We start from the raw sequence: 19,453 nt of genomic DNA, 5'->3' as shown, positions 1-19,453 counted from the left end.
TCAAAAATGACCTGAACACCGACTTTCAGCAAAGCATCGGCTCTCTTTGGAGCAGGTTCATATTCTACTTTTTCTCATCAACGAATTTGTATGGTTTTATTGTGGATAAATTTAACATGTAAATAAAACTAATGTCAATAGGAAGTATAGAAAAATTTAAAAATCATATGGAGGATAACAATTCACTTTTCAACACGAGTATACATGATATGCTCTATTAAACGCGTAATTATCAGTCTTTAAAGACCGTACTTAGAACTAAACCTGCAAAAATAATAGACACTCACCTGAATTAAAAGTGAGTGTCTATAGTTAAATATTTATCAAAAGCCCATGACAAGACTTTTTTTAGATGTTCGAATTGCCTGTTGAAGTTGGTCTTGGTGCCTCTTCCTCTGCAGCAAATGTAGAAGTCCCAAAGCTAAACAATACTGTTAATGTTATCAAGCTAAGAATAAATATTTTTTTCATATTATAAATCCTCCCATTTTGAAATAGATTTTTGTCTGAATAATATCTCATTTGCCTTTTGATAAAAAATATTGGCTGCTTTAAAACGACTGTTCCTATAATAATAATCTGCTAATAATATAGAGTACTTTTGAACGTGTCGATCGTCATGGACCTTCTCAAAATAATTAATCCCTTTTTTAATGATAGCTTCGAAATCTTCAGAGCAACTATGAAACGCTTTATATATGTGAAAATGGTGTATGTAAGATAGAGTGGCCATTGTTTGATTGTCCTTTATTTCATCCAATTTACTTAACCCAGCTTCACACCAGCTTAGCACACGCAAATGATCCTTTTGCTTGGAATACTCCTTAATAATTGAAAGAGTAGTTATCATATACCCCTCCACTTGGTGTGGGCCCTCTTTATTTTCCAAGCTATGTTTATAATACTCGATTGCCTTTTCATGGTTTTCTTGAATGGCCTGAAGTGAACCAAGGTTTTGATAAAGCATACCTTTATACTGTGTCAGCCTATAATCCTTAGCCAGCTTTTTCGCAAGATTGTAGTTCTTTTCGGCCTCTACATAATTTTTCATGTTTTTGTAGGCCATTCCTGTAACTATGTAACTGTCAATTGCTCTTTCAAAGAGTAAATTATCCTTATAATACTTCAGTGATTTACTAGAATGATTGATAGCATTGAAATATTCGTTGCATTTAAAGTAGGTCAAGCTTATAGCATTGTGAAAGTCTGCTAGCTCCCACTCCTCAAAAGAATTATTATTCAATAGCTTGAGAGCTTGCTCAAGCCTTTCTAAAGCCGCATAATATTCACCAATTAGATAGTTGTACAACCCGAGGTTCAAGTTTAAAAGGAATTTTTGTTTTTCATCAAAATCATCTTCCATTTTAATCAAAACTTGATAATATGGATAAACCTGAAGGACCTCCTCATCTACAACTAACATTAATCTAAACATATACAAATTGTAGCTATAAAAGTTTTTCAACATAGAGAAATTAACTTTACGGGCAGTATATTGTTGTATGCAAACTTTAAGTCTCTCTTTATCTCTTGTTAATATGGAGCTTTTATACAATTCATACAAGTTATTAATAATATTATTTTCTTCTTCCTGTGATATTTCTTCCAGCATCAAATTTAATCGATCTAACAAAGGCTCCATTACCTCTTTACTAGGCATGGTGGAATTATTTTCAATCTTGCTCAAGTAAGAAGTGGAACAAATACCTTTCGCTAATACTGTTTGTTTAATATTTCGATTTAATCTTTCCTGCTTAATAATGAGACCAATACTACTCATCGGAAGTCACCTCCTTACATGTAGTATAGTTTATAATTCTGCTTAAAACGCTGAATTCCTTTTTTATATTTTCGACTATTTTCAGCAAATTTCTCAATAAAAAGTAAAATTCTTTATAAAATCAATATATTATAATAAAAATGAATGAAAAGAAGAAATATTTATCAAACAATATTAAATAACAGTACTTTTTACTTTTAATTTCCCATTAATATTTTGTTTATTTTTCAACTAAAATTTAGTAATATTTAGGATATGGAAATACATTTTTTACTTTTTTTTCTAACCGAAGAATGGAGTTGTAAATTTTATAAAAAAAATACCTTTATAGTACAACACTATTTCACTCGCCTCGGTAAAATCCTTTTTCCATACCGCTAGCCTAGCAATACATTCTAAGATTTAGGGGGGAATGTTCAAGATGGGGACTGGTAATAAAAAGATAATAGAAGAGTTTCTAAGTTACCCTGACAACAAAAAACTATTTGAGGATTATCAGTACACCAAGAGCCAAGAGATCAAAAATCAATTAGATAATGAATTCAAAAAGTTTTATCAGAATATCCGAATTTTGTCTTATGTTATAAAGGTTTTACATTATGAAAGCAAACGGTTCGATCAGAAGGAGCGATTGCACAGATCAAAGAATATATTATCGCTAGACAGCGATGATAAAATTACAGTCATTTATCATGAAAGGTTTTTTACGGATTTCATTGGTTTTTCTGATGACATAGCCGATCATATATCATCTGAAAAATTATTTTTTAGTATTAGGAAACTTTCTGAACGTCAAAAGAAAATACTATCCCTAGTCTTTGTGAAGCAAATGACAGACCGAGAAATCGCATCGTATTTCGGCATCTCCCAGCAAGCTGTTTCAAAATCTCGACGCAATATAATCGATAACATTCGAAAGGAGCTTACTTATGATTGAAGCGGGTAATATTGTCCAAATGATTGGCAACTTCGGCTTTCCAATTGTAGTCTCCATCTATTTACTTCATCGATTTGAAAACAAGCTAGAAGCTCTAGAAAATTCCATGCATGACTTGTCTGATGCTGTTGTCCAAGGTACCGATAAAAAGAAAGGAGGGAAATTGAGTGGACGAAGCTGAGATATTAGCCTTAATAACGCAGCTAAAGCCAAAGATGCAAAGGGTTCTTCATCAAACTAGCTTTGAATATCGAGAGGATTTGGAGCAGGAGTTAAAGGAAAAAATTATAAAGATTATACAAAGTAAAATCTCATATAATACACCTAGCTTCTTTGATTTAAGTAATGAATAGGAGATGAAGATTTATTATTAACCATATTATCATTCTATTTAATAGCATTTGACACCCTCTTTAATAGCTGGGTGTCAAGTGTTTTTATATGACTAATTCTATTCATAGAACTTCATATGTAGTTTTTCTTGTTTATAATATTCTAATCTGTCCATTAAGCTTCCAGTATGAAATTCAAATTTATGTCCATCAGGGTCCGTAAAATATATAGATTTTTTATCCTTTTCTACCCTATCACGCCCCTTAAGAATAGTAACATTCAATCTTTTAAACTTCGAATAAATATGTTCCAAATCATTTTCGTCAATGGTAAAAGCGATATGTGTATATGATTCTTTTATCTCTTCTCGAGGTATACAAGGTTCCTCATTTAATGCAATCCAAATACCATTTAAGTCGAAATAGGCTGTGCTTCTTCCTACGACTAATAACTTTGCGTCAAACACATCCGCATAAAATTTAATAGATTTCTCCAAATTAGATACCGAAAATAAGAAATGATTTACCCCTCTAATGTTCATAAACTACGCTCCTCAATCTTCTTCCTCTTTAGCAAATGATTTTTTGATTACTGATTCTCTCTACATCTATCAAATCCTTACCTTTAAAGGATAGTTTGTAAATATCAGGCATTCCTAACTCTCTCCAAAAGTTATAATCATATTTCGCGTCAAAGTAATTCATTATTAGAACCATGATGTTTCCGTGTGTACCAATAGCTACGTTCTTTCCCTCGAAACGTTCTAAAGTATGGTAAACCACTTCGACCCCTCTTTTTTGTGCAAGATAATTAGATTCTCCACCTTCAAAAGCATAGGAGTAATTATCCCATACCATTTCTATAGCTTCACTAAAATTCTCAACCGGTTGTTCGCTTAATACTCGTTCTTTATAGTCTTCCATCAATTCAATGGGTAAGCCCAAAAATCGTGCAATTCCTTCTACAGTTTGAATAGCTCGTTTATAAGGACTAGAGATAACGTGATCAATTCCTTCCTCTTTCAGCAATTCAGTTATCCATCTTGCATCTTCTTTCCCTCTTTCTGATAAAGGGCGTTCGAGCTCGTTAGGTGTATAAGTGGAATGAGCATGTCTTACAAAGTATAAATTAGTTATCATTACTAGACCTCCTTTTGGCAATCAGTGATTTTACAAAGCTTTCTTTTAAATTCGTATAATTATTAATATTGATATTTCCTCTCTTAGAAAGTTCCTCTTTTAACACCATGTACTCTTTTTTCTCATGTTCATGAATATTTAAATAATCCCGAAAGAATATTAAATTTCTCCAATGCTCCCCTTTATATTTCACCAAATGAACAAAGTGAGTTTTAATCTCATATAATTCATCTTTAAATCGAGCCAGTACAATTTCCTTTGGTCTCTCTACTCGGAGTCGCAAAAAACCTACAGAATGCATAGCTTTAAAGAAATCCTTATCTAACGCATTTATATCTTCCACTCCTACTACAATATCAATGATTGGCTTGGAAGGCATATCAACAATAGCTGTGCTACCGATATGCTCTACACGACCTGTTTCTAAACCGGTTGAAAATAATATTTGTTTCTTTACCCTTTGGAATTCTTCGCTCCACTCTGCTGTGTATGGAACTAACTTAACCTCATCCTTATACATACCTAAATTCATTATATCCCTCCGTTTTCGTCGACAAATCGATACATGCATAAATGTGTTCATTTTTAGAGTTAGCTACAGTGCCAAAATCTCATACCTCTAGAAAACAAGACAGATTTTTCTCTATTTAATTTTTTTTCATGACCATCTCTTGTGCTCTTTAACTTCTGGTTATCTGAAATGTAATTTTTCCTCTTGTCCTCTAATATGCTTTTATTTTTATTTCGACAAGAAAGTTTAAATATCCTCTTAAACGGCAATTTAACTAGCAGTACACTAGCAAGTAAAAGCTCTTTATTAGTACGTTGTGTAATTTATTGTTAAGATTAAATAGTCAAACATCTTGGAAAAGGAGAGGGTTTACTTGATTAAAAAAGTAGAAATCGGTAAAACTGGCTTACACGTCTATCCAGTAGGACTAGGAACAAATGCAGTTGGAGGCCATAATATATTCCCTAATTTAAATGATGAGGTTGGCAAAGAAATTGTGAGAACTGCTATACAAAATAATATTAACTTTATAGATACTGCATATATTTATGGTCCCGAACACTCCGAAAGGCTTATCGGAGAAGTGATAAAAGAAGGCGGTAAAAGAAGCGAACTAGTTTTAGCTACAAAGGGCGCACAGAAATATGTTGAAGGAAAAATGATTGTAGATAATTCACCTGCTTTTCTTAGAGAAAGCGTTGAAAATAGTTTAAAACGGTTACAAACTGACTATATCGATTTGTTTTATATTCATTTTCCAGATGAAGCTACACCTAAATATGAGGCAGTTGGAGAACTTCATAGAATGAAAGAAGAAGGTAAAATTCGTTCCATCGGTGTTTCTAATTTTTCATTAGAGCAGTTGAAAGAAGGAAATAAAGATGGCTATATTGATGTTCTTCAATCTGGCTACAACCTGCTTCAAAGAGATGCAGAACAAAATCTTCTCCCTTATTCAATCGACAATAATATTTCTTTTATACCCTATTTCCCTTTAGCATCTGGCTTACTCACTGGAAAATTTAATGAAAATAGTACCTTTGAGGATGGACGCTCAAAAAATCCTTTATTCCAAGGGGAAGCTTTTAAACAAAACCTAAGAAAGGTAGATGAATTGAAGACAATTGCTAATTCTAAAGACGTTGCTGTTTCTCATTTAGTATTAGCATGGTATTTAGCAAACGATGCAATCGATGTCGTAATACCAGGTGCTAAGAAAGCCGAACAGGTTTTGGAAAATTTAAAAACACAGGAAGTAAACCTCTCAAAAGAAGAGATAGAGAAAATAGATACCATATTTAAGTAAGAGAGGATGCAATAGTCAATGGATCAGTTTATAAAAACAGAGCAACAGTATGAATTATTATCTATAATTAATGATTTAAAACCAGTTTTCAGGCATCGAGAGCCTGACCTAGATAATTTAGGCTCTTTTCCCTTTGCCGACTTTCAAGACTTAAAGAATATAAATTATCATACGTTAACACTACCAGAGAAATATGGTGGTCAAGGGTTCGGTTTATATGAGTATATTCTTGCTCAGGAGGCAATTTCTGAAGGCAGTGGCTCCACAGGATTATCTATCGGCTGGCATAACGGAATTATTTTGGAGTATGCAGAAAATAACCATTGGAACAGAGAAACAGCAGAATGGCTGCTCGGGGAGATTGGTAAAGGAGCAATTATCAATAGTGCCGCAACTGAAAAGAATGCTGGCAGCCCTACACGTGGAGCACTTCCACGAACAACCGTAGTTCGTGATAAAAAGGAACTAATTATTAATGGGGAAAAGACCTTTACGTCCGCTTCACCTGTTTTGAATTATATTTTAGTAACATGTACGAATGAAGTTGGAATTATTGAAATGATTGTTATTCCCAAAGATAGTCCAGGAGTAACAATAGAAGAAACCTGGGATATGCTTGCTATGAGAGGAACTGCTAGTCACACTCTTGTTCTAGAAAATGTAAGGGTTCCTGAAAGGAATATACTAAAAACCTTACCAGCTACAAGACCAGAGGCTAAAGGATGGATGCTTCATATTCCTGCCTGCTACATAGGAATTGCTGCAGCTGCGAGGAACTATGCAGTTGAATTTGCAGCTACATATACCCCTTCCTCCTTAGGAAAACCAATTGCAGAGACACCAAATATAAAACAAATTATAGGAGAAATGGAACTAGAGTTATCCATCGCAAGACATATGCTCTATGGAACGGCGGAAAGATATGAGCAGGCGGAAGATAAAACAACTCTCCAAGAATCACTAGATATTACTAAAATAGCTGTAACGAATGGCGCCATAAAAATAGTCGACTTAGCCATGAAAATTGTAGGCTCAAGAGCACTATCGCAGTCTAATCCAATGCATCGCTATTACATGAATGTGAGAGCAGGTTTGTACAATCCACCAATGGAGGACATGATAAAGGCTAAACTAGCGAGTGCGTCGATTAACGCCTTTCAAATAGATTAAATAGTATAAAACGAATGGATTTCAGATTGCAATTCATTCGTTTTTACTATTAACTCACAACCCAATAATGGATTTTTCTTCTCTTTTTCACGAAACATCCGCTAGCTCAATAAGGGATTTATTACTCATAAACTTTTACATAAACACTTCCAGATAGTCTAACTACAATATAAGCATCTTCCACATTCCACTTATAGGAAGCGTCCTTTTTGTTGGACAGTGCTGATCAGCAACATTTCAACGATCTCTCACTCATGTACATCGGTAGTTGAAGAATAACTAGTTTCTCAAAAATACGATACTACCGCTTCTTTCTATTTTAAAATCTAAATGATCATTTTTTTGTAGCATAAAAACAGAATCACTATAATTACTAGATTTAAAAGATATACCATAACCGTTATTCTCAGGATACCCATATAAATAGCAAACCACTTTTCCATCATTCAAAAAAACAATTTGATTCATTCCTTCACTTACTGTTTCGCTGATAGTATCCCATTTATATCCTACTGTTTTATATATTTCATCTTTCGGGGTATATGGCTGAAAGGAATATACCAATTCCCACTCAAACGGTGTTATATCTAATAAATTTACTGTTTTATCAGAATGTTCAATTGATAACACTTTTTCTCTTAATAACGCTTCGTTTACATCCCATAAATCCTTCTTGAATAAATTAATTATGATTACAAGACACATTAACCCTATAGCAATAAATACTAATTTTTTTCTAGATTTCATACCTCTAGTCCCCCTCGAACAGAAAATTTTGGAACCGTAATTTACCTATTCTTTATAATTAGATATCCAAGAAAATTGTGCATCATTATTAAACTAAAATACAACGTTGGTGGAAAAAAAGTAATTTACTACTCTATTTCAAACAGAAAAGATTTTTTCACGAGAAAAGCACTACAATAATTTTGTGTAACATAGGGCATTCTCCGCTGTATCCATTCGTGAGATTCTTGGTTATTAACTACAAATCCAAAACCCCCAAAAATAGCTAAAAGAAAACCCGCACTTATTAGAATTTCGTCTTCTTCATTAAGATTTCTTAATGTTTTATATCCTTCTAACACTTTTTTTCTGTGATTAATTTTAAAGGTTGTGAGCGTAATGCCAATATCGAATAGATAATAACCATAACCTGAGAAACCAAAGTCAATAGGGATAACTGTATCATTATACACAATTATGTTTCCACCTTGTAGGTCAGCATGAATAATTCCCCAATTATTATTCGTTTTTGGTATTCTATCAAAAATAACTTTTATATATTTCAGTGTATCCAATATCACATCATATTGTTCAGGTGTAAATAAGTTAATTTCAACACCATACTGTAATCGATCAGTCAAATTCCTATACTTTTCAATATCGTAGACTGGGCGGATAAATGGTTGTGGAATAATCCAGTTATTTGAGAAATTATGTATTTTAGCTAATACAACTCCTACTTCATAAGAAATATTTTTTGAATTTATTTCCACCCCAGTATATACATCACCATCTTTCCAAGTGAGGAGTGTTGCCAATTGAATTAAATTATTATCAGTATCAACAATTGTAGTAACCAAGTTTCCTTTTTTGTTTTTAATTGGTTGTTGTAAAGTTAAAGAGGTTTGTTCGTTTAAACTATTTAGCAATTCCACTTCCGAGTTTAGTCCTTCAAAGGTATGCTGTACACCATATAGCCCAGGAGTAATAGGAGAATGAATCCGCAAAACATAACAATTGTTATTTTCATTATTTTCTATTTTTAATGTGATATTGTCGTTTTGTCTTATAAATATTGATGAAAAATCAGTAATCCCATAATGTCCTAAAGCAACTTCAATGAGTTTGTCGTAATCAATTGTATTTTTCATATAGGTGTTCTCCTTATTCTCCAAAATAAGAGATTACTTCTTCAGCGAACCTGATACGTAGTTCAAAAAAATAGCTTTACTTCTTCTTGAAGTAAAGCACCTGTAAGTTGAAAAAGAAATTTTATCTTCAAGTTCGAGTTTCATTGGAATAATTAAACTCTTCCTTTAAGATAGAGTACATTTTTAAATCTCGATGCATTCCTTTCACAAATATACCTTTTCTAATGATCCCTTCAAAAGACATTCCTGCTTTTTCCATTACTCGTGCTGATCCGATATTTTCTACATCACACCTTGCTTGTATACGAACTAAATCCATTTTTTCAAAACCAAATTTTATTATTTCTTTCGCTACTTCACTAGTTAAACCTTTTCTCCAATAATCTTTTGAAATAACGTATCCGATTTCAGCAGTTTTATTATTTGGTTGCCACCAAACAAAATCGATAGTCCCGATAAATTTTCCATTTTCCTTGCATTCAATTCCCCACGGTGAAACCTGCTTGTTTTCATATTTGTTCAATACAAATTCAACAAAGCCTTTTGTATCAGATATCGTTTCATGGGTATTCCAAGTTACATACTTAGATACTTCTTCATCTGAACCATATAGATACATATCTTGAATATCTTCTAAAGTGACTTTTCTAAGAATAAGACGTTCTGTTTCTAAGATAGGTAAATCACCATATATTTTCTCCACATTCATTTAATCCCCTCCACTATTTTCTTGCTGAGAATACAACTTCTATAAAGAAGTTGTATATTCCTCCTTCTCCTCCTTCAACTACACTGCTGCTTTAGTTGAATAAGAAAATAGAGTTCCCAGTTATAAGGTCGGTTTAAAGACAAAATCTTTCTTTTTTTATAACATTTTCTGGGGTTGCAAAATAGTATGGGGCGGGCGGAAAGGTAACTAATGGAGAGCAACAGAGTTTCATGCCTCAGTCTCACTAATTAAATCATAAATATAGTTATAGTCAAAAGTAGAATCCACAATTTTATAATATCCACTCTTGAAACCATCTATAGTAGAACTGATATGAAGGATATTAGGTGAGTCTATAGATATATCCGAGATTAATATCTTATCCGATTCATTAAACGTCAACATTCCTGTATAAAAAGTGCTATTTTCATATTTAAACATCTCATATGCTGCCTTATCCTTTATAGGTACTAATTTTAGATCGCCAAAATATTCCAAAACTAAGTCACAAGTATTTGTATCCTTACATTTTGTATTGATTCCTTCACCATCAGGGATATTTTTTGTCATAAAAAAATCAATCTTGGATTCAGATGAGTACTCTTTAATAGGGTTGAAAGGAATACTATAATATATGAAATTCTTATAAAGATAGAATGATAATAAAACTATACTAATCCCAAAGGCTAAATACTTAATTTTTTTCATCTTAAATACCAGTACCTTTCGTTTATTAAAGCCCTCTCTCCTCTTTTTCATTACGATTAAGCAGAGCTCTTTTTAAGCCCGGTCATTGAAGAAATTACTTTTCATGGTAGTTCAATAAGGAATTTCATCTAACTCCGAAACTTTTCCTAAGTTCATTCCATATATGCTTTATATAACTTGTCACTAACTTTAATAGCTATTGCCTCTTCGATATCAGTATTAATTATTTTAAAAATTTTACTGGGGCTTTTATATGGGTTTTCGTCTTCAGAGTACGACACAATTTCTTGTATTCGAGTGATCTTGCCTATTTGTTCTTCAACCTCGTTAGTAGCTAAAACTTCATCGGTCATTAAATAGGTTAAATTTTCTATTTTAATTTTGGCGGGTGTAGTGTTAGTAAATTCAGCATTGCTTATTTTGTTCGTATTACATCCTGAAAGCAAAATAGAAACAAAAATAATACCTATTTTTATTGCTTTCCTCAATGTAACCGCCCCTTTCTACACAATTTACATTCAATGAATCCCCAAATGATATGACTTTAACGTACATTTTAAATACCTTCTTATTGAACTAACCCTGCACGATTTGTAAAACACCCTATGTCTATAATTCTATTAAATTGGGAATAATCCTTCGCTCACTTGACTAAACCATCCATTAGTATAAGAGAAATCTACACAAACCATCTTCTTAATTCCTCTTATTTTTTATTATATTTCATCGCTTTCGCCAATTGATGAGAATTCAAATCTTCTTCCTTCTGTAGTTGTTCAATGATGTTGCGGTAATCCTCTTCATTTCGATTCTGGCTTAATTTATAAGCAGCTTGAACTTCTTGTACTTTAATCTTAAATCCCACAATACCTTTAAGTTCCCTTTCCAATAGCCCCGGTGAAAGTTTGTCCCATAAAATTGGATTTTTCCGATGTTTTTCATATTTTTCTAGTAACATAACCAGGTCATGTTCTAACTCGTCTTGCTCTAAAACAACCGGTTTTCCATATACATGTACGGCTTGGTAATTCCATGTTGGAACATTTTCATGACCATACCATGAAGAAGTAATATACGCATCCGGCCCCTGGTAAATAACAAGTGCGGTCTCACATGCTTCGAATGTTCTCCACTGAGGATTCCCGTATGCCATATGTCCGGTAATATAATATTCATCGCCTTTTTTTCTATACTCCAAAGGTATATGTGTGGCAATAGGTTTCCCTTGTTTTGTTGTAACGAGTGTTCCAAAAGAGTTCGTTTGAATAAACTCTTTGACTTCATCCATGTCTGTGACTTTAAAATATTTAGGAATAAACATATTTAAACTACTCCTTTATTGTTTTTATAAGTAACCTACTACACAATTTGACATCCCAAAATACTATTTTTGAAACTATTTCAAACCAGATCCAACTGTTACTAGATCAATTTCATAGTATTAAAAATGGTAAATTGGGCTTTTTCATAAGTCCATAATAGCGCTCTTTGACTAGAAGACTTTATAAATAATGGCCTTTCCACTACTCTCCCATTGAACAAGGAAAACTGCCACAAAATGAAAGAGAGCTGTAATCACAGGTTAAATAAGAAAAAACAATTCTCTATGAAGATTGTTTTATCATTTTACATCCTCTGATAATATCTTTTTTTCTCCAAGAATATAGTGTGAAAACCACATCAAATTCTGCTTCATAATAGCCACATTAATTCCTGGTTGGTCTGAACTATATGCCATTCCTTTAAATATAATTAATTCTGTATCAACTTCCATATCCCTTAATCCTTGATATAGCTCATATGCATTAGGAATTGGAACTCTTGCATCCTTTTCTCCATGTTGGATTAAAGTGGGGGTACGGGCTGATTTAATATATGTCATTGGTGACGTTTTAGTATATATCTCAGGATCATTCCATGGATTATTTCCTAAATACATCCTAATAAAATAAGGGATATCGGTATTTACATAATGTGTACTCCAATTAATAATTCCGCCTCCAACCGAAACAGCTTTAAACCTACGACTAAATGTAGAACAGAAAGCTGTTATATATCCCTCATTGCTCCATCCCATAACTCCTACTGGATGAAACAAATTTGATGGATTTAACTATTTTAATTGTAATGGAACTTGTTTATAATTTGATGTTCATATATTACTTTAAGAAGGTTTTTAACTAATGTAACCTTTAAGGTGCTTTTTATTGCATGAATTATTCTGATAGCTTAATGATTAATTATTGAATAATTCATTATTCAATAGTTAATTTCATCTGGACCATATTGAGTCCAACCATTATAACCTCTATATTCAAACTTTAAAAATCCATGAGGTTTTACTTCATGGATATCTAAAACAATGACAGCTTTTTTAGGTTCTACAGTATAAAAATAAGCTAAACTATTCACTGCTTTTCCACCATTATCAATGTAATAATGTAAATACAAGCTTGTATCACTTGATTTTATCTCTTTGCTGCTCCCAGTTATTTGGGTTGATTCTCCAGCTTTTAGACTTTTTATCATTCCTACTTCTTTAAAATCCAACTGATTGACGCTATATGAAAATATAAGATCAGATAGATTTTGATCACTAAAATTATTTACCTCAATAGTAACACCATTATCATATTTCCTATACTCCCCTTGATCAATCATCTCCCAAATGTAAAAAAATAAATATACACATATTACATTCATAACAACCGCCAACGCTATAAGGAGAGCTTTATTTCTTTCCTTCAAAATAACACCACTTCCTAGGAAAGATTACAACCAAAAAACATCGTAATTATCACTTAACCTCCTAAAACAAACTGCCTCAGTTAGTTTAAGAAGAATTTCTCACTGTTCTTTCTTTTCTTACGGTAAAAGAAACGCCATAAATAAAAGATAGACCATGCTATTACTAACAATAAAAAAGGAATATACTGATATTTTTGTTGCCCATAAAATATAAAGATACTTCCTATTATAAACGTCGGTAACATCACATAAAACCATATTCTTACTTCCTTATTTTTAAAACTTAATTCAAATCGTTCACTCATATACTCCCTCCACTTAAAACTGTGTACTAACCTTCCTTTAATACGTTTAAAATAAATTTAGGTTGCAATTTTACTCATTTTTCCCATTTTTATTTAAAAAATCCAGTTTGTTTTTAAGCTTAGCTTCTGCTTAGGTCAATAAATAATGCTTTACTCCCTCTCGAAGTAAAGTACTCGGTAAACAACAAAAAGAGTTTATTTTCTTGGAATAACTCACTTTCTAGTTTATTTATTCTGTAAAGTAAAATTGACTCTTTTTTCAATGTGTTTCATAATGAAATTGTTGTATCTTTACTTTAAATCCATAAGTTGGACATCATTTATGCATATCAGGCGCAAACATTAAAAGGTTATCTTTAAAAGTTGTTGTATGTAACTCGGTTATCAAATAAATGTGACGGTCTTAAGCTGCGCTCGTTTGTTATAGATTTGTGCGTTACTTAAAGCGAGGAGGAAGAATTACATATGAAGACAAGATGGCGTATTGTCGCATTTTTCCTTGTTATCGTAGTCTTAGGTGCTTCTATGAGCACGACGACAAAGGGAATCTTAAACGATATTAAATTAGGTTTAGACTTACAAGGTGGATTTGAAGTTTTATATCAAGTTGAGCCACTGAAAGATGGTCCCAAAATAACCGAAAAGGATGTAGCGGCTACTGCAAATGCGCTTTTAAATCGTATTGACGTATTAGGTGTTAATGAGCCGGTTATTGAAGTAGAAGAAGGAAATCGAATTCGAGTTCAATTAGCCGGCGTTGATGATGAAGCCTCTGCACGTAAATTATTATCAACAGAAGCAAATTTAACATTCCGTGACGCTGATGATAACTTAATGCTTGATGGGAATGACTTGAAAGAGGGCGGTGCAAATGATTCTTTCGATCAAAATGGAGCACCTATCGTGTCATTACAATTAAAGGACGCAAATAAATTTGCTCAAGTAACACAAGATATTCTTGCTAAAGCTCCAAACAACGTCCTTGTAATTTGGTTGGACTTTGAAGAGGGTGTTGATTCTTTCAAAGAAGAAGTATCAAAAGAAAAACCTAAATTTATATCTGCACCTCAAGTAAGTAAAGTTTTGAATACTTCAGAGGTTCAAATTTCAGGATCCTTCACAGTTGAAGAAACAAAGAATTTAGCAGGTGTTTTAAACGCTGGTGCTTTACCTGTTAAACTAACTGAAGTTTATTCGACATCCGTAGGGGCACAATTCGGTGAACATGCATTATCATCGACGGTCAATGCAGGAATTATTGGAGCATTACTTATTTTACTATTCTTGATGTTCTACTATCGTCTACCAGGAATTGTAGCAAATCTTACGTTAGTTGTTTATGTGTATTTAAATTTATTAGTATTTGATTGGATTAACGGAGTTCTTACGTTACCTGGAATTGCTGGGCTAGTCTTAGGGATTGCAATGGCAGTTGATGCGAATATCTTAACTGCTGAAAGAATTCGAGAAGAAATTCGAATTGGTAAAACTGTTAAACAAGCTTTCGAAGAAGGAACAAAATCGTCATGGTCTGCCATTCTTGATGCGAATGTAACTTCACTAATTGCAGCAGTCGTATTATTCTACTTCGGGACAAGTTCTGTAAAAGGATTTGCAACGATTTTAATTATCAGTATTTTAGTCAGCTTCATTACTGCTGTTTGGGGGTCTCGAGTTTTACTTGGATTACTTATTCGAAGTGGATATTTCGATAATAAAATTGGTTGGTTCGGTGTTAGGAGTTCAAAAGTTCATTCGATCGAAGAAAATATCAGCTCACTTGATCTTTCAACAAATTTTGATAGATTTGACTTCGTGCACTCACGTAAACGATATTTCACCTTCTCGATTATTTTTATTTTAATTGGAGTAATTATATTAAGTATATTTAAATTAAACTTAGGTATTGATTTTGCCAGTGGAACACGAGTTGAAGTATTAACAAACGAGCCACTAACTGAAGAACGAGTCTTAACTTATATGGAAGACTTAGGTTATCCATCTGACGATATTGTTATTTCTGGTGATACGAAAAATATCGCCGCAGTTCGTTATGTAGATGAGTTTTCTCAAGATGAAATTTTGAAATTGAAAAAAGAAATGAAGGTTGAGTTTGGAACTGAGCCAAATATAAGTGCAGTTTCTAATACAGTTGGTAAAGAACTTATAAGAAACGCGATTTATGCATTAATCTATGCAGCAATTGGAATTATTATCTATGTAGCAATTCGTTTTGAATGGAGAATGGGGATTGCTTCAATACTTGGTGTTTTACACGATATCATTCTCATGGTAGCAATTTTCAGTTTTACTCGTTTTGAAGTTGACTTAACCTTTATTGCTGCTGTTCTAACAATTGTCGGGTACTCGATAAACGACAAAATCGTAACGTTCGACCGCATACGTGAGAACTTAAATCGAGTGAAGAAAATTAATAATGAAAATGAGTTAGCGGAAATTGTAAATAAATCACTTCGTCAAACGCTTGCTCGTTCAGTAAACATTGTGTTGAATATTGCATTTGTTGTTGTTTCCCTACTTCTATTTGGTGCAGAGGCAATTCGAAACTTCTCATTTGCACTGTTCTTAGGTTTATTGGCAGGAACATATTCATCCATTTATATCTCTGCACAGCTTTGGTTTGTCATTATAAAACGAAGCATGAAGAAAAAAGGTGGAGAAATAGACGTCGAGCAAAAGAAAAAACAATGGGGAACAGACGAACCGGTTGTATAACAGTTTGAACACGAAAAGAACGGGTATTATGCCTGTTCTTTCTTTGCTCATTTTTTTCATATCACGATATTAAGTCGAGGGGGGTAATCTCATGAAAAAGGTAATTGGATTAAGTTTTATTCTTTCTGCTGGTATCACATTACCTGGATGTTCAGGTGTAATAGAAAATTCTATAGATTCAAGTGAAAGAGCTAATTATGAAATTGCTATTAAACAAGAAACTGGAAACGGAAGTATTGAATTATTAACACCAACTATTACAACAAAAGATAGTCAATTAGAATTTATGACGGAGGGTATTGATGAAAATAAAGTGACTTTTATTTTTGTTGCCAATAAAAAAGTATTTGAACAAAAAATTAAAAATGATGAACCCTATGAACTTGACATTCAGGGTATCAAAGATGCTCATAGGACGGACTACAGGCCAAAAGTTCAACTTTGGCAAACTACCGATGATACTGAAAACGGAGATATCTTAGTCTTTAAACAAGTTAGATATACAGTTAAAAAAGATTAGTTTTATTGTATAAAAAAAGAATAAAACAGATTAATTTTCGTATAAATTATGTTATTACAGTTTGGAAATGCTCAAATAAGGTTGCTCAGCATCGAATTTTGATGCTCTTTTTTGACGCTTTTTGTGTCAAATGCAACATAAAAGTATTGATCCTGTTTACCTGAAGCGCCACGATAGTTGAATATATAATCGTGAATAAGATTTTTCAGACTAAATTTCTTTATTAAAGTTACTAAAATTGCAATAAAAAAAACGATGACACTATCTACTATTAGATATTGTCCTAGTTGCAAACCATAAAATATTGCAAAAGCATCACGAATCATAAATACTGCTATTGCACCACCGATTGCCCCAAATAAAACTGCTAATAACAAAATTATAAAAGCGGCAAAATATAAATTTTTCTTTTTTTTATATGATAGAAATCCGATAATATTTGCACTTACCATAAAAAAGCCCATAAGTATTAAGAAAAAATTAGTCATTTAACTCCCTCTTTTCTCTAATATGATAAAAATGTCTAATCTCTAATAAAGTGCTGTGTTATTTTAAGTGTAACATTTCACATTGTATTAGTGAGGTCACTTCTAATGTTTGATCATAAAAATAGACCATCGAAATGAACTGCCCCGTAAATGTTAGACACCAACTAACATTTACGGGGCAGTTCAAATTGAGGGACTTGTTGATAGTTAGTAAATACATCCTGCTTGCGTTAGTTCAATAAAAAGTATTTTTAATCTTTTACTCCTCTGAAAGAGTAATTCCCATTATTTGATCGGTAAAGAGTATAAAACTCTCTTTTTTCATTACCTTGTCGGGATGTGTAAAAGGAATTATTTCAACATTATTTAGTAAAATCATACCTGTCATATTTATAAACTTTTGATTATCCATTCTAAATATTATTTCCTCTGATTCAAGTACCGCACGATCTAATAAAGGTAATTTCCCTTTATCAGGTTCTTCTGTATTGATTTTGTCAGTAACTATATAACAATTTGAAGTTAAGATGATTACTTTTCTTTTATTTACTTTTTCCTTTTGTAGTTCATTTAACATAGCTTGTATAACTACAATGTCTAACTTCTTCATATCTTGATATTGATTCAATTCATGCCCAGTTATCGTAAAATTCATATTTAATCCTCCTATTGTTATCAATTCTTACTTTACCTTATTTATCCAATTATATCAATTAGTTTTCTAAATTTTCGTTCAACTAAACTGCCTATGTAGGTTAATAAAAACTAGACAGAAGGTATTAATGTTCTACCTTTTTTCTTTGATAACTTGCAATGAATTAGCCATCCAAAAAAGAATTGTAATGATTGCAATAATATATATGTTTGGTTCTATATCTGAAATAATAGTATATAAAGTTAAAAACCCAAGAAACATAGCCATACTACTAATATTTGTGCTTGTAAAAAGTTTAGAAAAAAATTTCAATACAACACTCCTAGTGATTTACTTGTTGTTGTCTTTATCTTACCTTTGACAATTAATTGGAATTAAAGTAAATTTTGAAAGAAAAGCACCATTTGGATAGATGCTTTTTGTGCTGACTCCTTGTTATAATTAGAAGAATAAGGGTCACCAAATCCATGTTGACCTCTAAATTTAAATATCTTAATTTTTCTTTTATCTAAAACTGAAATTAACTCATCGACATTAAATGATTTTTCTTCTATTGGAAAGAATAGCATTGTTGGTGATTTCGGTGTAATGCTTACAAAGTTTCTAATACGTGAACCGTAGTACCCAACTATTGCATCAACAGATTCTTCCTCACTACATAACCAAGCTAAAGTGGCACCAACACTAAACCCAACAACATATATTCTTTTGTATTTATTTTTAATATCCAATAATACAGCTTTTATTTTACGTAATGCATTTTCAAAACCTACGTTCTCCATAAAATGATGATAAGCTAATTCTTCTTGAGAATAATCAAAAGGTACATCACTTCCTAATAAATTTGGACAAATAACATCAAAATTCTGTTCTGATAAAAATTCACAAAAACTTTTCATATGTTGGTTAATACCATATATTTCGTGTATTAAAATAATTGCAGTATCAGACTTTGTATGCTTTAATTCAATCATTTGTTCCTCCTGAAAAGCTATTCTTATTAGAGAATTTAATAAGATATTATATCATTGCTTCTTCAACTAAACTGCACCGTTTGTTCAATAAAAAAGGCTTTACTCCTTCTTTAAGTAAAGCACACTTTAGTTCAACAAGATATTATTCAAATGTAATCAATTGAAATAACTCCATCTCTAATTGTTATAAAATTCTTATTATACTTGGATGTTAACTAAAGGATTATTTTAGTTGAATAAGAAGGCATATAGAAATGATAAAACTATCTGATTGTAATTTTATTAGACGAATTAGAAAAGTTTCATTATGCAATATTAGCAATTAATGATGAACAAAAAGTGTGGAAAAGATTGTTTGGTTGCTAAAAAACTAAAAGATTTGTATTCGGAGTCACAGTAACCTTCTATACCGATTATCTGTGCCAAAATTTTATTTGAGCTGTTTTTTACCAAAACAGAATGGAACAACGTTTAGATGGGATTATTTTTTTTATTTTACAATCTTATATATAGTAGTTAGAAATATGAAGTGCTTTAATGTTAGCAATCTACTAATA

23 protein-coding genes, 1 pseudogene and 1 other annotated feature (1 of these 25 cut by a window edge) are annotated in these 19,453 nt (G+C 32.1%); of the genes and pseudogenes, 7 read left to right on the top strand and 17 right to left on the bottom strand.

What is annotated here, in order from left to right:
• Positions 1–90, bottom strand: a binding site (T-box leader) (it extends 151 nt beyond the left edge of the window).
• A 258-nt stretch (positions 91–348) separates the two neighbouring features.
• Positions 349–471, bottom strand: a complete 123-nt coding sequence (locus MKY94_RS10090; protein WP_260866579.1) for a hypothetical protein — start codon at positions 469–471, stop codon at positions 349–351.
• A 1-nt stretch (position 472) separates the two neighbouring features.
• Complete coding sequence (locus MKY94_RS10085; protein ID WP_144536534.1) at positions 473–1,780, bottom strand: tetratricopeptide repeat protein; 1,308 nt, start codon at positions 1,778–1,780, stop codon at positions 473–475.
• A gap of 421 nt (positions 1,781–2,201) precedes the next feature.
• Between MKY94_RS10085 and MKY94_RS10080 the strand changes: the two genes are divergently transcribed.
• The 3 genes from MKY94_RS10080 to MKY94_RS10070 are packed head-to-tail and all read left to right on the top strand — an operon-like array spanning position 2,202 to position 3,070.
• Positions 2,202–2,717, top strand: a complete 516-nt coding sequence (locus MKY94_RS10080; RefSeq protein WP_191697080.1) for a sigma factor-like helix-turn-helix DNA-binding protein — start codon at positions 2,202–2,204, stop codon at positions 2,715–2,717.
• On the top strand, positions 2,710–2,898 hold the full coding sequence (locus MKY94_RS10075) for a YvrJ family protein (RefSeq protein WP_144536538.1): 189 nt from the start codon (positions 2,710–2,712) through the stop codon (positions 2,896–2,898). The genes MKY94_RS10080 and MKY94_RS10075 overlap by 8 nt, the downstream gene beginning before the upstream one ends.
• Positions 2,885–3,070: a hypothetical protein gene (locus MKY94_RS10070; RefSeq protein WP_144536540.1), complete on the top strand. Its 186-nt coding sequence runs from the start codon at positions 2,885–2,887 to the stop codon at positions 3,068–3,070. The genes MKY94_RS10075 and MKY94_RS10070 overlap by 14 nt, the downstream gene beginning before the upstream one ends.
• Before the next feature lie 98 nt (positions 3,071–3,168).
• Here MKY94_RS10070 and fosB read toward each other — a convergent pair whose 3' ends face one another.
• Genes fosB through MKY94_RS10055 form a run of 3 tightly spaced genes read right to left on the bottom strand, consistent with a single transcriptional unit; the run spans position 3,169 to position 4,721 of the window.
• Positions 3,169–3,591 carry a metallothiol transferase FosB gene (fosB, locus tag MKY94_RS10065; protein ID WP_191697079.1) on the bottom strand — a complete coding sequence of 141 codons (423 nt, stop codon included), beginning with the start codon at positions 3,589–3,591 and terminating at the stop codon, positions 3,169–3,171.
• Between the two features lie 28 nt (positions 3,592–3,619).
• A complete protein-coding gene (locus MKY94_RS10060; protein WP_318245408.1) occupies positions 3,620–4,186 on the bottom strand; it encodes a histidine phosphatase family protein in 567 nt (188 codons plus the stop codon).
• Positions 4,179–4,721, bottom strand: coding sequence for a GrpB family protein (locus tag MKY94_RS10055; RefSeq protein WP_191697077.1), 543 nt, complete (start codon positions 4,719–4,721; stop codon positions 4,179–4,181). The genes MKY94_RS10060 and MKY94_RS10055 overlap by 8 nt, the downstream gene beginning before the upstream one ends.
• A gap of 352 nt (positions 4,722–5,073) precedes the next feature.
• Between MKY94_RS10055 and MKY94_RS10050 the strand changes: the two genes are divergently transcribed.
• Both MKY94_RS10050 and MKY94_RS10045 read left to right on the top strand, forming a co-directional pair.
• Positions 5,074–6,006, top strand: a complete 933-nt coding sequence (locus tag MKY94_RS10050; RefSeq protein ID WP_342578602.1) for an aldo/keto reductase — start codon at positions 5,074–5,076, stop codon at positions 6,004–6,006.
• A gap of 18 nt (positions 6,007–6,024) precedes the next feature.
• Positions 6,025–7,176, top strand: coding sequence for an acyl-CoA dehydrogenase family protein (locus MKY94_RS10045; RefSeq protein WP_191697075.1), 1,152 nt, complete (start codon positions 6,025–6,027; stop codon positions 7,174–7,176).
• A gap of 279 nt (positions 7,177–7,455) precedes the next feature.
• On the opposite strand, the gene MKY94_RS10040 is transcribed toward MKY94_RS10045, so the two are convergent.
• The 9 genes and pseudogenes from MKY94_RS10040 to MKY94_RS10000 form a co-directional block, all read right to left on the bottom strand.
• Positions 7,456–7,923 carry a hypothetical protein gene (locus tag MKY94_RS10040; RefSeq protein ID WP_342578601.1) on the bottom strand — a complete coding sequence of 156 codons (468 nt, stop codon included), beginning with the start codon at positions 7,921–7,923 and terminating at the stop codon, positions 7,456–7,458.
• Between the two features lie 128 nt (positions 7,924–8,051).
• Positions 8,052–9,053: a phosphotransferase gene (locus MKY94_RS10035; RefSeq protein WP_342578600.1), complete on the bottom strand. Its 1,002-nt coding sequence runs from the start codon at positions 9,051–9,053 to the stop codon at positions 8,052–8,054.
• Between the two features lie 127 nt (positions 9,054–9,180).
• A complete protein-coding gene (locus MKY94_RS10030; RefSeq protein ID WP_151109941.1) occupies positions 9,181–9,762 on the bottom strand; it encodes a GNAT family protein in 582 nt (193 codons plus the stop codon).
• 228 nt (positions 9,763–9,990) lie between these two features.
• A complete protein-coding gene (locus MKY94_RS10025) occupies positions 9,991–10,470 on the bottom strand; it encodes a hypothetical protein (protein ID WP_342578599.1) in 480 nt (159 codons plus the stop codon).
• Positions 10,471–10,622: 152 nt separating this feature from the next.
• Entirely contained in the window at positions 10,623–10,958 is a 336-nt protein-coding gene (locus MKY94_RS10020) for a hypothetical protein (protein ID WP_340863130.1), read from the bottom strand.
• A gap of 218 nt (positions 10,959–11,176) precedes the next feature.
• Positions 11,177–11,791, bottom strand: coding sequence for an FMN-binding negative transcriptional regulator (locus MKY94_RS10015; RefSeq protein ID WP_340863129.1), 615 nt, complete (start codon positions 11,789–11,791; stop codon positions 11,177–11,179).
• A 300-nt stretch (positions 11,792–12,091) separates the two neighbouring features.
• Positions 12,092–12,556 (bottom strand): annotated as a pseudogene (locus tag MKY94_RS10010) (prolyl oligopeptidase family serine peptidase); the annotation flags it as partial.
• Positions 12,557–12,729: 173 nt separating this feature from the next.
• Entirely contained in the window at positions 12,730–13,218 is a 489-nt protein-coding gene (locus MKY94_RS10005) for a hypothetical protein (protein WP_340863128.1), read from the bottom strand.
• 80 nt (positions 13,219–13,298) lie between these two features.
• Positions 13,299–13,523 carry a hypothetical protein gene (locus MKY94_RS10000; protein WP_340863127.1) on the bottom strand — a complete coding sequence of 75 codons (225 nt, stop codon included), beginning with the start codon at positions 13,521–13,523 and terminating at the stop codon, positions 13,299–13,301.
• A 465-nt stretch (positions 13,524–13,988) separates the two neighbouring features.
• Between MKY94_RS10000 and secDF the strand changes: the two genes are divergently transcribed.
• Both secDF and MKY94_RS09990 read left to right on the top strand, forming a co-directional pair.
• Positions 13,989–16,259, top strand: coding sequence for a protein translocase subunit SecDF (gene secDF, locus MKY94_RS09995; protein ID WP_342578598.1), 2,271 nt, complete (start codon positions 13,989–13,991; stop codon positions 16,257–16,259).
• 91 nt (positions 16,260–16,350) lie between these two features.
• Positions 16,351–16,779, top strand: coding sequence for a hypothetical protein (locus MKY94_RS09990; protein WP_340863125.1), 429 nt, complete (start codon positions 16,351–16,353; stop codon positions 16,777–16,779).
• 71 nt (positions 16,780–16,850) lie between these two features.
• Here MKY94_RS09990 and MKY94_RS09985 read toward each other — a convergent pair whose 3' ends face one another.
• The 3 genes from MKY94_RS09985 to MKY94_RS09975 form a co-directional block, all read right to left on the bottom strand.
• Positions 16,851–17,267: a hypothetical protein gene (locus tag MKY94_RS09985; protein ID WP_342578597.1), complete on the bottom strand. Its 417-nt coding sequence runs from the start codon at positions 17,265–17,267 to the stop codon at positions 16,851–16,853.
• Positions 17,268–17,526: 259 nt separating this feature from the next.
• On the bottom strand, positions 17,527–17,922 hold the full coding sequence (locus tag MKY94_RS09980; RefSeq protein ID WP_340863123.1) for a hypothetical protein: 396 nt from the start codon (positions 17,920–17,922) through the stop codon (positions 17,527–17,529).
• A gap of 374 nt (positions 17,923–18,296) precedes the next feature.
• Positions 18,297–18,896, bottom strand: a complete 600-nt coding sequence (locus tag MKY94_RS09975) for an alpha/beta fold hydrolase (RefSeq protein WP_342578596.1) — start codon at positions 18,894–18,896, stop codon at positions 18,297–18,299.
• Positions 18,897–19,453 lie beyond the last annotated feature (557 nt).

The sequence above is a fragment of the Psychrobacillus sp. FSL K6-2843 genome (genome assembly GCF_038626375.1).
Taxonomy (GTDB): Bacteria; Bacillota; Bacilli; order Bacillales_A; family Planococcaceae; genus Psychrobacillus; species Psychrobacillus faecigallinarum.
This window is presented reverse-complemented; position numbering and strand designations above follow the sequence as displayed.